The following is a 14,178-nucleotide window of genomic DNA, read 5'->3' on the forward strand; positions in this document are numbered from 1 at the left end:
TTTATAAATTATAGACAAGAAATTAAAAAAATATGTATAACTTTGTAATATTTTTAAATGATTTATATCATAATGTTACTTTTTTGCAAATATAAAAAAAGAAATATTAAGATCAATTTTCAACTTTGGTGTATTTTGTATTTTAAGTTTAGTTAGATAATTGCTTATTTTTTTCGTTAAGAATTTTATAAATTGGTTTTTTAGCAATAAAAAGTAAAAGCGCTATAACAAAAAGCATCCACATGCATTGTCCAAAAATATTAGGAAGTTGATCGATGTTTTTAATATTGACATTTCCTCCTATAAGTCCTGCAACAAAATTTCCAAGTGCACTTGCTACAAACCAAAGTCCCATGACTTGATTTTCGATTAAATCAGGGGTAATCTCAGCCATTATAGAGAGTCCAATAGGAGACATGCATAGTTCCACAAGTGTTAAAAGAATATACTTATAATAATCCAAGCCATGGATATTGGTAAACCATTGTTGTTTATTAGACTTTGTGAAGCAAAGGTCATTATCATAAAACCAATACCGGCAAATAATATTTCTAAAGTAAATTTTCCAATGGAAGAAAAATATATATTTTTTTCTCTAAAAATAACTAAATATAACTTGCTATAGGAGTAAGTATGATGATAAAAATTGGATTAAAAGATTGAAACCAGTTTGTTGGAATTTTCCAATCAAAAATATTTCTATTTGTAAAATCTTGCGTAAAAAAGATTATTTTGTCAAAAGTACTCCAAAAAAGTGGCTGCAAAGAATAAGGCAATTAAAATTGTTAATTGTTGCTTCTCTCTTTTATTTAAGGCTTTAAAAACAAAAAGACATATGAAATAAATTTACCAAACATAGCAAAATTACAATTAGAAGTTTTTTTGATAGTATTATGAGATTAATATCTATAAGATTAATAAAAATTAGAAAAAATCCAATAATATTTAACAAGTTTATACTTAGTATAAGAGTTAAATTTTTACTTTTTTAAATGGTTGTTCCCAGCTTTGCTTTAAGGTGCAATTTTTATGAAATTCTTCAAGCTCAGGGGGCAGCTTTAAAATGTAAAATAAGCAAAGAGATTAGTATACCTAAACCTCCTATGCTAAATCCTAAATGATAATTCCATTTTGCTTGAACAAAACCACATATAAGAGGAGCAATGAATGCTCCAATGTTAATTCCTATATAAAAAATCGTATGGCTAGTATTGGATCTTGTATCATTTTGCTTTTATGTAACATTCCAACTGTTACAGAAGCGCTAGTTTTAAAAATCCAGTACCAACAACGATAAAAGTAAGCCCTAGGAAAAATATAGATGCACTTGAGATAAGGCTATGCTAATATGTCCTAAAGCTATAATAAAAGAACCTAGAAATAAAAAGCCTTTTTGTCCTAAATAATTATCAGTAATTCAGCCTCTAGGAAGTGCTGCTAAATACAAGTACCCTATAAAAATGCCATAAATTGCCAAGGCGCATTCAGTGTTTATTCCAAGTCCGGTTGTTGCCATAAAAAGCAAATCTTTCCCAAAGTTCTACCATTGATAGAGAGAATAAAGGCTTGGGATGACCTAGGAAATTTGTATTAAGTTTTTGTATTTCTTGCTTAGTCACTTCCCAATACTTTTCTTTTTTGTGCTTAAAATATTTTAACTAATAGCAATAGAAAAATAATTAAATTCCAATATTTTTAAATATTTTTTATAATAATATTTAAAAATATAACATTTTAACATTATTATCAATTAACAAATTTAAACATTAAATCAAGCTTTAATTTCAAACCCTGTGTATTGTATAGTTTTATTTTATCAATTTTTAAAGCTATAGGAAGATTTTCTAAATTTTGTATAAAATTGAGCAAGTCTTTAAAGTTGCCATTTAAACTTAGAGAAACATAATTATAGTGGATAAAATTTTTGTTTTCTTGGGAAAATTTTATTTCATTAATGGTTAAATTTTTGGATAAATTATTGATCTTTTTATTGAAAAAATCTTTATCATAAGAAAATAAATGTAATTTTTCTTTATAGTATTTTAATTTTTCTTCCTCTGTTTTTATCTGTTTTGTTAGCTTTGTCTCTATTTCTTTAAGATGTGAATTTTCTATTTTTGCTTCATTTAATGCAAGGTAATTATGTTCTATTAATGTTTTTTGAAAAATATCTTCCAAAAAGTGATCGTGAATTTTAAAAGCTAAAAACAAAGCACAAAGGCAGATAAAAGAAATAAAAAGAAATTTTTCCCTAGGATTTAAATTTTGCAAAAATACTTCTATTTTATTCATATATGACTTCTAATATGATATTAAATGTTTCTTCATTTTTATCAAGAATTTTAAAAGCAGAATTTAGATTTTCTAATGCTCTTTTAAAGTGGTTTTCATCGATAAAAGAAAGAATGATTTTTGTTTGTTCAAATTCAAGATTTGTGATTTTAAGTTCATTGGAGTTAAGCCATGATATGATTTGATTTAGAATGATTGCCTTATTTTTTTCTAAATTGATTTCTTTTGTTATGGTGGATAAAATATGAAATTGTTGTTGTGTAGATGATATTTTATTAGAAAGAGTAAGGTTTAAATCTTGTATGTTTGTTAATAATTTTTGCTTATCTTGTTTTAGTTTAGAAATTTCTTCTTGTATGATAAAATTTTTATTTTGAATTTCCTTGTTTTGTTTGTACTCTATAAAATCTTTAAATAATAAAATCATCATACTAAGACTAAAGCTAAAAATAAATATTAATATAATTTTAAAAGAAATAGATATTTTTATTTTATTATACTTGATAAAATTACAATTTTGATCTAGATTTTTTATGCTATATGAACTTAATTTCAATAAACTATTTTTATCAAGAATATCATTTAGATTTAAACATTTTATTTGAGACGAGAAGTAATGTTTGATTGTATCCAAATCCTGATAAAGTAGCAATTTGCTTTCATAGTGTTTTAAAAGTTCTATAAATCGATTTTGTTTAAAAAATAAATCCATATTACTTGGGTTGAAATTTTCGATTTTTTTAAGATTGATAAATTTTCCTTCTTGGTAAAAATATAAATATAAAGTTTGATCATATAAATTTAAAACACAATAATCACTTTCCTCAATAAATCTTTCATCAAATAAAGCTTGAAAAATTAAAGGCTCAGGAAAGCAAAAACGACTTTTTTTCAATTTGTAAACAGGTGCTAAAAAACAATGATAAATTTCATTATGTTTAAAAAAAGCTATTTGGTAGTCAAAGGGTTTGCTTAGCTTAAAATCTGCGGTTAAATTGTTAAAAAGTTCGTCTTCTTTGAATATTCCTGTTCTTTGAGTATAAAGCAAATCTGTAGATTTTATAAAATTTATTTTATTTAATGAATTAATTTTCATCATTTAAAAGTTTTTTTAAAAATTCTTCATCTTTTTGCCAGTTTTTTTTCACTGTTACGAAAAGCTTTAAAAGTACCTTTTTTTGTGCAAGTTTTGAAATTTTAAAGCGTGCATCTTTGCCTATTCTTTTTAAAGTTGCCCCTTCTTTTCCTATAAGCATACCCTTGTGAGAGTTTGTATCTGTGATGATATTGGCTTCTAGGATTAAAAGATCGGGAGTGTCTTTAGTGCGATGGATAAGCACTTCGCTACTATAAGGAAGCTCATCGCTTAAATTTTCATAAATACTTTCAAGTATGAAATCTCTATAAAGTTCTTTTTCGCTACTCGCACTTAAAAATTCAGGATCATAAAAATATTCATGTTCGTCAAGATATTTTACTATCTCATCTAACAAGCCTTTTTTATAGCTTTTTTTCTTAGAAGAATAAGGAATGATAGCCTTAAAATGTTGGCTAAATTTTGCATATTCGCCAAGTTTTTTTAAAAGCGTAGCATTGTCGGTTAAATCTACTTTATTTAAAACGATGATATGTGGTACTTGTGGGTTTAGACTAAGAAAATTTTCATAGTCTTTTGTACTATCAAAAACACTTGCCACAAATAAAATCACATCACAATCCCCCATGGATTTAATAGCACTTTGGACAAGCAGTTGATTAAGCCTAGCACCGCTTTCGTGAAGTCCTGGGGTATCGATGAAAATGATTTGATTTTTTTCATGTATCACTATGGCTTTGATTTTACGTCTTGTGGCGTTTTGTTTGTGAGAAACTAGGGCAATTTTTTCTTCTAATAAGGAATTGATTAAAGTACTTTTTCCTGCATTAGTGCGCCCTATGATGCTAACAAAGCCACTTTTCACAAAATATACCTTGCAAGATCTTTATTTTCTATGATATCTCCGAGTTTTTCTTCTACCATTTTTTTATCCACTACGAATTTTTTACCCGCATACTCATCAGCTTCAAAGCTTAGATCTTCAAGTAATTTTTCTATCACAGTATGTAAGCGTCTAGCACCTATATCTTGCATTTCTTCATTAGCTCTTGAAGCTATTTTTGCTATTTCTTTAATGGCTTCATCATTAAATTCAAGTTCTAATTTTTCAGTTTTTAAAAGCTGAGAGTATTGTTTTAAAAGTGAATTTTTAGGACGTGTTAAAATTTCATAAAGAGCTTTATCATCAAGACTATCTAATTCCACTCTTAAAGGAAAGCGTCCTTGAAGTTCAGGGATAAGATCGCTTGGTTTGCTAAGATGAAAAGCCCCTGCGGCGATAAAAAGAATATGATCGGTTTTTAAAGTACCTATTTTTGTTTGTACATTTGATCCCTCTACTATAGGAAGTAAGTCTCTTTGCACCCCTTCTTTACTTGGATCTTGGCGGTTTGAATTTCCGCTTGAAACAGCGATTTTATCGATTTCATCAATAAAAATAATCCCTTCATTTTCCGCTCTTTTTAAGGCTTCGCTTTTGATACTTTCTTGATCTAGGATTTTTTCTCCTGCTTCGTTTTTTAAAGCATTTTTAGCGTCTTTGATTTTCATTTCTTTTTTGACTTTTTTACTGCCAACGCCTATAACCTTAACTATATCTTGCATTGCACCCATTTCAGGAGGTAGGTTAGGATTGGTATCGAACATATTTTGTGAAATTTCTATCTCTATGGTGCTTTCATCAAGATCGCCATTTCTTAGTTTAGTTCTCATTTTTTCAAGACTGTTTTTATATTCTTCTTGTTTTTCATCACTGATACCCTTTGGTAAAGGTGGTAAAAGTTTTTCTAAAATTTTATTTTCTATAAATTCATCGATTTTATCTTTGTTTTTTTCTCTTTGCTCATTTTTTACCAAATTTAAAGCTGCATTGGCAAGATCTCTTACCATGCTTTCCACATCACGACCTACAAAACCCACTTCAGTATATTTGCTCGCTTCGATTTTGATGAAAGGAAAGCCCATCATTTTAGCTAAACGCCTAGCGATTTCTGTTTTTCCTACACCTGTAGAACCTATCATCAAGATATTTTTAGGTACGATATCATCTTGTAATTCAGGGCTAAGTTGCATTCTGCGGTAGCGATTTCTTAAAGCTATAGCTATGATTTTTTTAGCTTTTTTTTGTCCTATAACATAATCATCTAAAAATTTAACAATTTCTTTTGGAGTTAGATTCATTTCTCATCCTCGATTACATAAGTTTTGATATTGGTATTGGTGTAAATGCAAATTTCACCTGCGATTTGAAGGCTTGATTTTACAAGTTCTTCTTCATCTAAATTTGCATGTTTTGCTAAGGCTCTAGCAGCTGAAAGTGCATAGTTTCCACCACTTCCTATGGCTGCGATTTGCCCATCTTCAGGTTCGACCACATCGCCTGTACCAGAAAGTAGAAAAATGTGATTTCTATCAAGTACAAGCATCATGGCTTCAAGTTTTCTTAGGTATTTATCTTTTCTCCATTCTTTAGAAAAGTCAATCGCTGCTTTTAAAAGATCGCCTTTAGAACTTTGAAGGAGATTTTCAAACATATCAAAAAGATTAAAAGCATCAGCTGTCGATCCTGCAAAACCTGCTAAAACTTTTCCATTATTAAGTTTTCTAATCTTTACAGCATTGCCTTTTAGTACCGTGTTTCCAAAGCTTACTTGTCCATCTCCGCCGATTACGGATTTATTTTTACCTTTGTAAGCTAAAATCGTTGTTGCGTGAAACATTATTCTGCCTTTATGTTTATGTTAAATTTAGCATGGATTGCGTGTCCAAGTTTTACGCTTACCTCGTGAATTCCTAAGCTTTTTAAGGTGTCACATTCTAAACTTTTTTTATCGATTTCTATATGGCTTTGTTCTTTTAGGGCGTGAGCGATTTCATCTTTGGTTACACCACCAAACAAACTTCCATTTGCACCTACGGGTTTTGAAATTTCAAGAGTGATTTTGCTAAGTTCTTCTTTGAGTTTTTCTAAATTTGCGATTTCAAAGCGTAAATTTTCAGCCTCTTTTTTCTTATCGCTTTCGTATTTTCTTAAAACTTCATTAGTAGCTGCTTTAGCAAAGCCTTTAGCGATTAAGAAATTTTGTCCGTAGCCGTCTTTTACTTCTTTTATTTCTCCTGCTTTTCCAAGTGCTTTTACATCTTTGATTAATAATACTTTCATTTTATTCCTTTATTAAAATTTTCTTCCATTTTTTCCTGCAATGATAAAACGCAAAGCATTAAGCTTGATAAAGCCTGCTGCGTCTTTTTGATTATACACTTCATCTTCTTCAAAAGTACAATAAGCTGCGTTAAACAAGCTATCGTTCGCACTTTCACGTCCTATAACCATCACATTGCCTTTATAAAGCTCGAGTTTTACTCTGCCATTGGCGTGAATTTGAGACTCATCGATTAAGGCTTGAAGCATCATTCTTTCAGGCGAGAACCAATAGCCATTATAAATTAAACTTGCGTATTTTGGCATGAGTTCATCTTTTAAGTGTGCTGCTTCTCTATCAAGCGTGATGCTTTCAAGCGCTCTGTGTGCTTTTAAAAGTATAGTACCGCCTGGAGTTTCGTAACAACCACGACTTTTCATTCCTACATAGCGATTTTCTACTATATCAAGGCGTCCTATACCGTGTTTGCAGCCTAGTTCGTTAAGTTTGGTTAAAAGTCCTGCAGGACTTAGTTTTTCTCCATTTATCGCTACTAAATCTCCCTTTTGGAAATCAAGTTCTATAATTTCACTTTCATTTGGAGCGTCTTTTGGGCTTTTACTCCATCTCCACATATCTTCTTGGGGTGCGTGTGCAGGATCTTCTAAAACAAGTCCTTCATAAGAAATATGAAGTAAATTTGCGTCCATAGAATAAGGAGATTTTCCTTTTTTCTTAGAAATATCAATACCGTGTTTTTGTGCATAAGCAAGGAGTTTTTCACGACTGTTTAAATCCCACTCACGCCATGGAGCGATGATTTTTAAATCGGGATTAAAAGCAAGATAACCAAGTTCAAAACGCACTTGATCATTTCCTTTGCCTGTGGCACCATGACTTACCGCATCAGCACCTGTTTGCAGGGCAATTTGTGCTTGAGTTTTTGCTATAAGTGGTCTTGCTATACTTGTTCCTAAAAGATATTCTCCTTCATAAATCGCATTGGCTCTAAACATAGGAAATACATAATCTTTAACAAATTCATCTCTTAAATCTTTAATGAAAATATTTTCTTCTTTTATACCTAAAGAAAGGGCTTTTTTTCTTGCAGGTTCGAGTTCTTCGCCTTGACCAATATCTGCTGTAAAAGTTACAACTTCACAATTATACTCATCTTGAAGCCATTTTAAAATGATGCTCGTATCAAGCCCCCCAGAATACGCTAAAACTACTTTTTTTACTTCATTTTTCATAAGATATCCTTTGCTAAAATAGATTTGAAAATTGTAAAATTGTATCCAAATTTCATTAAAGAAAAGTTTTTACTTGCTATTTTCTTAAAAAATAAAGCAAAGGCGTAAGCAAATTTTGTTCCAAAAATTGATTTTTTTTGCTAAAATTGCTTTTATGAGAGTAGATAAATTTTTAAATGTAGTTAATATCACGAAAAGAAGAGCTATTTCTGAAGATATGTGTAAAAGTGGCATAGTGGGGATTAATGGCGTTATTGTTAAAGCGAGTAAAGAGATTAAGGTGGGTGATATTATCACTTTACATTTTATTGAATACACTCAAAAATATAAAGTCCTAGCTATACCTAGCACGAAAAGCATTCCTAAAAATGCACAAAATGAATATGTGGTAAAATTATGAAAGAATTTATTTTAGCAAAAGATGAGATCAAAACGATGCTTCAAATAATGCCTAAAGAAGGTGTTGTTTTGCTTCAAGGAGATTTGGCTAGCGGAAAAACAAGCTTGGTGCAAGCTTGGGTTAAATTTCTTGGTCTTGATGCAAGGGTAGATTCTCCAACTTTTTCCACTATGCAAAAATATGAAAATCATGATATTTGCATTTATCATTATGATATTTATCAAGAAGGTTTAGAAGGACTTTTAGCGAATGGTTTATTTGAAAATTTTTTTGAAAAAGGTTTACATTTGGTTGAATGGGGCGGTGAAAATTTGAAAAAAACTTTAATGAAATTTGGAATTTCTACTATCCAGATTAAAATTAGCATTAAAGACGACAAAAGAAAGTATGAAATTTATGAGTAAATTAGAAATTGTAAATTTAGAAAAAATTATTAAAAAAACTAAGATTATACATGGAATTTCTTTAGAGGTTAATAGCGGAGAAGTTGTAGGACTTTTAGGGCCAAATGGCGCAGGAAAAACAACAACTTTTTATATGATATGTGGACTTATTTTTCCAAGTAGTGGAAAAGTTCTTTTAGATGGTTTGGATGTAACAAAAGATCCTTTAAACAAAAGAGCTAGATCAGGGATAGGTTATCTACCTCAAGAAAGTAGTATTTTTAAGGATTTAAGTGTAGAAGATAACCTGCTTTTAGCGGCTCAGATTTTTTATAAAGATAAAAAAATTTTACATGATAAAGTTGAGCAAATGCTTGAACTTTTAAGTATAGAACCTATTCGTTTAAGGAAAGGTTTAAGTTTAAGTGGAGGTGAAAGAAGGCGTTGCGAGATCGCTAGAAGCTTGATGTGCGAACCTAAGTTTTTGCTTCTTGATGAGCCTTTTGCAGGTGTTGATCCTATAGCAGTGGCTGAAATTCAAACTTTAATTAAAGAGCTTAAAAGATTAGGGATTGGGGTTTTAATTACTGATCATAATGTGCGTGAGACTTTGGCTATTTGTGATAGAGCTTATGTTATAAGATCAGGTTCTTTACTTGCTAGTGGGAATGCTGATGAAATTGCAACCAATAAAGACGTGAAAAAGTATTATTTAGGAGCGGAGTTTAAACTCCTTGATTGATGTTAAAGCAAAAAATCACTCAAGCACCCAAGACTAAAATTTCTCAAACTTTACGCTCTTGGTTGCCGATTTTACAAGCAAACATAGAGGATTTAAAAGAAAATTTAGATAAATTTGCTGAGGATAATCCTTTCTTAAATGTTCAAGATTCGATACAAACTCATGATAAGGATAAGAATTATTTTGATTCATTTTATAAACATAATGCAAATTCGGCTTTTGTGGATAGTAAAGGACTTGCCAAAAAAAGTGTTTATGAGCTTTTAAATGAACAGATTCTTCCTCCTTTGTTTCCTACAAACAAATCTCAAGAGCTTGCAAAAAAAATTATAGAATGCTTAAATGAGGAAGGATATTTTGAATACGATGAAGAATTTTTAAAAGAGTATTCCTTAGAAGAAATTGAGCGAGTAAGAGCAAGATTTAAATTTTTAGATCCTGTAGGAGTAGGAGCTAAAGATTATAAAGAAGCATTTTTATTTGCTCTTGAAAATATGGAATTAGATGAAGATATTGATGAGTTTTGTAGAATGTTGATTATGGATTTTGAAAATATACAAAACTATACCAAAGAGCCTTTATATAAAGAAGCATTGGCTGTACTTAAGCGCTTTAGCACTCCTCCTTTTTTGGAATATTTTGAAGATTCTCGTATAATTGTTCCTGATATTTTTGTTTATAAAGAAAATGGTGAAATTAAAGTAAAAATCAATGATGATTATTATCCTGAAATTTCAATTCAAACTGATGGTTTAGAGCATGATTTTTTAAGTCATTACATCAAAGAAGCAAAAAATTTAGTCGATGCTCTAGCGATGAGAAAAGCTACTCTTTATAAAATAGGGCTTATGATAGTAGAATATCAATATGATTTTTTCATGGGAAAAGAGATAAAACCTATGACTTTTAAGGATTTAGCACTTGATTTAGAACGTAATGCTTCGACTATATCAAGAGCTGTGGCAAATAAATATTTAAGTTGTGAAAGAGGACTTATTCCCTTGCGTGATTTTTTTGCTTTTGCTCTTGATGAAGAGGGAGAGACTTCAAATGTAGGTGTTAAAGAATTCGTGGCAAATTTAGTAAAGAATGAAGATCGCAATAAACCTTTAAGCGATAGTAAAATTTTAGAATTAATCAAAGAAGAATTTAAGGTCGATATCGGACGAAGAACTATTACAAAATATCGCAAACATCTTAATATAGCAAGCTCTACAGATAGAAAAAAAATATATGAACTTGAAGGATAAAATTCTATCAATCTATCAAACCCATTACGCTTGTGTTTTATATTTAAATTTAATTTAAATAATTTAAAAAATTATTATTTTTATTTTTATAAATATTATTCTTTAATTTAAAAATGTGATACAATAATAACTGTTTTTAAATATCAATTTTCAAAGGAGTTAAAATGGACTTTTTAACAAGCCTTAGTGAGGGAGGGCAATTTGCAATCCAAATCATTATCGTTTTAATTTGTCTTTTTTACGGTGCAAAAAAAGGCGGTATAGCGCTTGGTTTACTTGGTGGTATAGGTATTTTAATGCTTGTATTTGCTTTTCATATAAAGCCTGGAAAACCAGCCATAGATGTTATGCTTACAATTTTAGCGGTGGTGGTTGCGAGTGCAACTTTGCAAGCAAGCGGTGGTTTGGATGTTATGCTTCAAATAGCAGAAAGAATTTTAAGACGCAATCCTAAGTTTTTAACAATATTAGCGCCTTTTGTAACCTGCTTTTTGACCATACTTTGTGGAACAGGACATGTGGTTTATACTATTATGCCTATTATTTATGATATAGCGATTAAAAATGGTATTCGTCCTGAGCGTCCAATGGCAGCAGCTTCTATATCATCACAAATGGGTATTATTGCATCTCCTGTATCTGTGGCTGTTGTGAGTTTGACTGCTTTGCTTTTAAATGCTAATCATAAATTAGCAGGTTTTGATGGTTATATCAATCTTCTTCAAATTACCATACCTAGTACATTATTTGGTGTATTGTGTATAGGAATTTTTTCTTGGTTTAGAGGAAAAGATTTGGATAAAGATGAAGTATTTCAAGAAAAACTTAAAGATCCTGAATTTAAAAAATATGTTTATGGGGATTCTAAAACACTTTTAGGTGTTAAACTTCCAAAAAGCAATTGGGTCGCAATGTGGATTTTCTTAGGAGCTATTGCTTTAGTGGCTTTATTGGGTGTATTTGATTTTTTGCGTCCAAACTGGGGACAAGTTGTAAAAAATGGCATTCCTCAAGTAGATGCTTTAGGTAACCCTAAAATGGATGTTTTATCCATGGTTTCAGTTATTCAGATGTTTATGCTTTTAGCAGGTTCTTTGATTATCATCTTTACTAAAACAGATGCAAAGAAAATCGGCTCTAATGAAATTTTTAAATCAGGTATGATAGCGCTTGTTGCGGTTTTTGGAATTTCTTGGATGGCTGATACTATGTTTGCAGTTCACACTCCTATGATGAAAGCAGCACTTGGAGATATAGTAAAAGAGCATCCTTGGACTTATGCTGTAATGCTTCTTTTAATTTCAAAATTTGTAAACTCTCAAGCAGCAGCTATTTCGGCTTTTGTTCCTTTGGCTTTAGGAATTGGTGTTGAACCTGGTGTAATTGTTGCCTTTGCGGCTGCTTGTTATGGGTATTATATTTTACCAACCTATCCAAGCGATTTAGCTACTATACAATTTGATAGATCAGGTACTACTCACATCGGTAAATTTGTTATCAATCATAGTTTTATTTTACCAGGTCTTATAGGTGTAATCACTTCTTGTATAGCAGGATATTTTATTGCTATGGCAGCGGGTTATCTTTAACAATTTTTAGCAGGATTTTTCCTGCTAAATTCTTCATTTGTCTTTTTATTTAATGTAAATAAAAATTATAAATAAATCATAAAATTAGTATTAATCAAAATATAAGCTTAACAAGGATAGAATAAATCCTATTTTGAATCAATGAGAAAGGGCTATCCTATGGATGTTATCTTTGCTTTGCTTCTGTTTTTAGCTTTTGGTAGTTTATGGTTTTTTATCCGTTTTTGTGAAATTCAAACTAGGACACGCGGATGATATTTTTACTAGTTTTAAGCTTAATACTTGCTCTTTATTTATTTTATGCTCTATTATATCCTGAAAAATTTTAAAGGAAAAATATGCTAGAAATTTTAATAACACTGATTATAGCTTTTATATTAGCTTTAATTTTTGGAAATTATCTTTATAAAATTGCAAGCTGTAAAAAAACTATTTTTGATTTTATTTTTAATCCAATTGATAACTTAATTTATAAAATTTGTGCGATTGATAGAAAAAATATGACTTGGCAAAAATACTCTTTGCATTTAATTGCTTTTAATGCCTTAGTGGCTATTTTTTCTTTCGTGATTTTTTATTTGCAAGATAAACTTTTTTTAAATCCCAATTCGATAAATTCTATGAAAGGGGATTTGAATTTAAATACTGTAATTAGTTTTATTACAAATACAAACCTTCAGCATTATAGTGGAGAGAGTGCTTTAAGTTTGCTTTCGCAAAATACAGGCATTTTACTTGCTATGTTTGTTTCAAGTGCAAGTGGATATTCTGCTTGTATGGCTTTTTGTCGTGCTTTATGTGGCATGCAAATGGGAAATTTTTATGAAGATTTTACGCGTATTATTACGCGTTTGATGTTGCCTTTAAGTTTTATTTTGGCTGTAATTTTTATCTCTGAAGGCGTAGTGCAAAACTATCACGCAAATTTTAGCGTGCTTACTTTAGAAAATAAATTTCAAAGTATTGCCACAGGTCCTGTTGCAGCTCTTGAGTCTATAAAACATTTAGGGACAAATGGGGGTGGTTTTTTTGGTGCTAATTCAAGTATGCCTTTTGAAAATCCTACTTTACTTACAAATTTTTTACAAATTTTATCCATGATGCTTATTCCTAGCGCCTGTGTTGTAGCTTTTGGATTGATGGTTTATCATAGAAAAGAAAGACAAGGTTTTGCTCTTATGGGAAAAGAAGGGGGAGTTATTTTTGGTGCAATGGGGATTATTTTTATCATTTCTTTGCTTTTAATTTATTTTAGCGAAAAAATGTCAAATCCAAATTTGGATTCTTTGGGTTTAAATGCAAATTTGGGAAATTTAGAAGGTAAAGAAATAAGATTTGGCACAGATGGTTCGAGTTTATTTAGTGCTGTAACTACTGCTTTTACTACAGGAAGCGTCAATAATATGCACGATAGTTTAAATCCTTTAAGCATCAGTGCTACTTTGTTAAATATGATGTTAAATGTAGCTTTTGGTGGCGAAGGAGTAGGGCTTATGAATATGATTATTTATGTGCTTTTAACCGTGTTTATTTGTGCATTAATGATAGGCAGAACTCCAGAATTCTTGGGTAAAAAAATAGAAAGCGCACAAATGAAGCTTATAGCTTTGGTAATTCTTATCCATCCTTTATTAATCCTTGTTTTAAGTGCATTAGCTGTTGTTTTTGCAAAAGATAGTATAAGCAATCCTAGCTTTCATGGCTTGGCTCAAATTTTGTATGAATTTAGTTCTTCGGCAGCAAATAATGGTTCAGGACTTGAAGGTTTAAAAGATGATAATTTATTTTGGAATTTAAGTACAGCTTTTGCTATGTTTTGTGGGCGTTATTTGGTTTTAATAGCTCAGCTTGCTATAGCTGGATCGCTTTTGGCTAAAAATACACAAGAAAATACTGCAAATTCTTTAAAAACGGATAATTTAACTTTTATGTTTGTGCTTGTTTGTATTATATATATTTTTGCTGCACTTACTTTTTTTCCGGTGCTTACTTTATCAAGCATTGCAGAATATTTATCTTTATGGCATTAA

15 protein-coding genes and 1 pseudogene are annotated in these 14,178 nt (G+C 30.3%); 7 read left to right on the forward strand and 9 right to left on the reverse strand.

Annotated elements, in window-relative coordinates:
- Positions 1–148 precede the first annotated feature (148 nt).
- The 9 genes from AJ939_RS11060 to AJ939_RS01485 form a co-directional block, all read right to left on the reverse strand.
- Positions 149–418: a hypothetical protein gene (locus AJ939_RS11060; protein WP_044780539.1), complete on the reverse strand. Its 270-nt coding sequence runs from the start codon at positions 416–418 to the stop codon at positions 149–151.
- 627 nt (positions 419–1,045) lie between these two features.
- Positions 1,046–1,198, reverse strand: a complete 153-nt coding sequence (locus tag AJ939_RS11070) for a hypothetical protein (protein WP_308203064.1) — start codon at positions 1,196–1,198, stop codon at positions 1,046–1,048.
- A 548-nt stretch (positions 1,199–1,746) separates the two neighbouring features.
- The gene (locus AJ939_RS01455) at positions 1,747–2,292 is read right to left on the reverse strand and encodes a hypothetical protein (RefSeq protein WP_070276204.1); all 546 of its coding nucleotides are present in this window, start codon (positions 2,290–2,292) and stop codon (positions 1,747–1,749) included.
- Positions 2,285–3,391, reverse strand: coding sequence for a hypothetical protein (locus AJ939_RS01460; RefSeq protein ID WP_074469953.1), 1,107 nt, complete (start codon positions 3,389–3,391; stop codon positions 2,285–2,287). Before AJ939_RS01460 ends, AJ939_RS01455 begins: the two co-directional genes overlap by 8 nt.
- Positions 3,378–4,253 carry a GTPase Era gene (era, locus tag AJ939_RS01465; RefSeq protein WP_070276202.1) on the reverse strand — a complete coding sequence of 292 codons (876 nt, stop codon included), beginning with the start codon at positions 4,251–4,253 and terminating at the stop codon, positions 3,378–3,380. The genes AJ939_RS01460 and era overlap by 14 nt, the downstream gene beginning before the upstream one ends.
- Complete coding sequence (gene hslU, locus AJ939_RS01470; protein WP_004305504.1) at positions 4,250–5,569, reverse strand: ATP-dependent protease ATPase subunit HslU; 1,320 nt, start codon at positions 5,567–5,569, stop codon at positions 4,250–4,252. The genes era and hslU overlap by 4 nt, the downstream gene beginning before the upstream one ends.
- Positions 5,566–6,108 carry an ATP-dependent protease subunit HslV gene (gene hslV / locus AJ939_RS01475; RefSeq protein WP_002776411.1) on the reverse strand — a complete coding sequence of 181 codons (543 nt, stop codon included), beginning with the start codon at positions 6,106–6,108 and terminating at the stop codon, positions 5,566–5,568. Before hslV ends, hslU begins: the two co-directional genes overlap by 4 nt.
- A complete protein-coding gene (rplI, locus tag AJ939_RS01480; RefSeq protein ID WP_002781628.1) occupies positions 6,108–6,551 on the reverse strand; it encodes a 50S ribosomal protein L9 in 444 nt (147 codons plus the stop codon). Before rplI ends, hslV begins: the two co-directional genes overlap by 1 nt.
- A 12-nt stretch (positions 6,552–6,563) precedes the next feature.
- Positions 6,564–7,784, reverse strand: coding sequence for an argininosuccinate synthase (locus AJ939_RS01485; RefSeq protein ID WP_002861361.1), 1,221 nt, complete (start codon positions 7,782–7,784; stop codon positions 6,564–6,566).
- Between the two features lie 154 nt (positions 7,785–7,938).
- On the opposite strand from AJ939_RS01485, the gene AJ939_RS01490 reads away from it, so the two are divergent.
- The 7 genes and pseudogenes from AJ939_RS01490 (at position 7,939) to kdpA (ending at position 14,178) form a co-directional block, all read left to right on the forward strand.
- Complete coding sequence (locus tag AJ939_RS01490; RefSeq protein ID WP_070210754.1) at positions 7,939–8,184, forward strand: RNA-binding S4 domain-containing protein; 246 nt, start codon at positions 7,939–7,941, stop codon at positions 8,182–8,184.
- Positions 8,181–8,588: a tRNA (adenosine(37)-N6)-threonylcarbamoyltransferase complex ATPase subunit type 1 TsaE gene (gene tsaE / locus AJ939_RS01495; protein ID WP_002854905.1), complete on the forward strand. Its 408-nt coding sequence runs from the start codon at positions 8,181–8,183 to the stop codon at positions 8,586–8,588. Before AJ939_RS01490 ends, tsaE begins: the two co-directional genes overlap by 4 nt.
- Complete coding sequence (lptB, locus tag AJ939_RS01500) at positions 8,581–9,309, forward strand: LPS export ABC transporter ATP-binding protein (RefSeq protein ID WP_070276228.1); 729 nt, start codon at positions 8,581–8,583, stop codon at positions 9,307–9,309. The genes tsaE and lptB overlap by 8 nt, the downstream gene beginning before the upstream one ends.
- Positions 9,309–10,559 carry an RNA polymerase factor sigma-54 gene (locus AJ939_RS01505; protein ID WP_053872598.1) on the forward strand — a complete coding sequence of 417 codons (1,251 nt, stop codon included), beginning with the start codon at positions 9,309–9,311 and terminating at the stop codon, positions 10,557–10,559. The genes lptB and AJ939_RS01505 overlap by 1 nt, the downstream gene beginning before the upstream one ends.
- A 164-nt stretch (positions 10,560–10,723) precedes the next feature.
- Entirely contained in the window at positions 10,724–12,148 is a 1,425-nt protein-coding gene (locus tag AJ939_RS01510; protein ID WP_002856715.1) for an anaerobic C4-dicarboxylate transporter, read from the forward strand.
- A 141-nt stretch (positions 12,149–12,289) separates the two neighbouring features.
- Positions 12,290–12,477 (forward strand): annotated as a pseudogene (kdpF, locus tag AJ939_RS10505) (K(+)-transporting ATPase subunit F).
- A 9-nt stretch (positions 12,478–12,486) separates the two neighbouring features.
- The gene (gene kdpA / locus AJ939_RS01515) at positions 12,487–14,178 is read left to right on the forward strand and encodes a potassium-transporting ATPase subunit KdpA (RefSeq protein WP_070276200.1); all 1,692 of its coding nucleotides are present in this window, start codon (positions 12,487–12,489) and stop codon (positions 14,176–14,178) included.

It is taken from the genome of Campylobacter sp. BCW_6889, assembly GCF_001762535.1.
GTDB classification, from domain to species: domain Bacteria; phylum Campylobacterota; class Campylobacteria; order Campylobacterales; family Campylobacteraceae; genus Campylobacter_D; species Campylobacter_D jejuni.

Excerpts from the sequence above, each read along its gene's own strand:
- rplI (WP_002781628.1), bottom strand. The coding sequence starts at position 6,551 with ATGAAAGTATTATTAATCAAAGATGTAAAAGCACTTGGAAAAGCAGGA.
- tsaE (WP_002854905.1), top strand. The coding sequence starts at position 8,181 with ATGAAAGAATTTATTTTAGCAAAAGATGAGATCAAAACGATGCTTCAA.
- hslV (WP_002776411.1), bottom strand. The coding sequence starts at position 6,108 with ATGTTTCACGCAACAACGATTTTAGCTTACAAAGGTAAAAATAAATCC.
- kdpA (WP_070276200.1), top strand. The coding sequence starts at position 12,487 with ATGCTAGAAATTTTAATAACACTGATTATAGCTTTTATATTAGCTTTA.
- AJ939_RS11060 (WP_044780539.1), bottom strand. The coding sequence starts at position 418 with ATGTCTCCTATTGGACTCTCTATAATGGCTGAGATTACCCCTGATTTA.
- AJ939_RS01460 (WP_074469953.1), bottom strand. The coding sequence starts at position 3,391 with ATGATGAAAATTAATTCATTAAATAAAATAAATTTTATAAAATCTACA.
- AJ939_RS01455 (WP_070276204.1), bottom strand. The coding sequence starts at position 2,292 with ATGAATAAAATAGAAGTATTTTTGCAAAATTTAAATCCTAGGGAAAAA.
- AJ939_RS01510 (WP_002856715.1), top strand. The coding sequence starts at position 10,724 with ATGGACTTTTTAACAAGCCTTAGTGAGGGAGGGCAATTTGCAATCCAA.
- hslU (WP_004305504.1), bottom strand. The coding sequence starts at position 5,569 with ATGAATCTAACTCCAAAAGAAATTGTTAAATTTTTAGATGATTATGTT.
- AJ939_RS01485 (WP_002861361.1), bottom strand. The coding sequence starts at position 7,784 with ATGAAAAATGAAGTAAAAAAAGTAGTTTTAGCGTATTCTGGGGGGCTT.
- lptB (WP_070276228.1), top strand. The coding sequence starts at position 8,581 with ATGAGTAAATTAGAAATTGTAAATTTAGAAAAAATTATTAAAAAAACT.
- AJ939_RS01505 (WP_053872598.1), top strand. The coding sequence starts at position 9,309 with ATGTTAAAGCAAAAAATCACTCAAGCACCCAAGACTAAAATTTCTCAA.
- AJ939_RS01490 (WP_070210754.1), top strand. The coding sequence starts at position 7,939 with ATGAGAGTAGATAAATTTTTAAATGTAGTTAATATCACGAAAAGAAGA.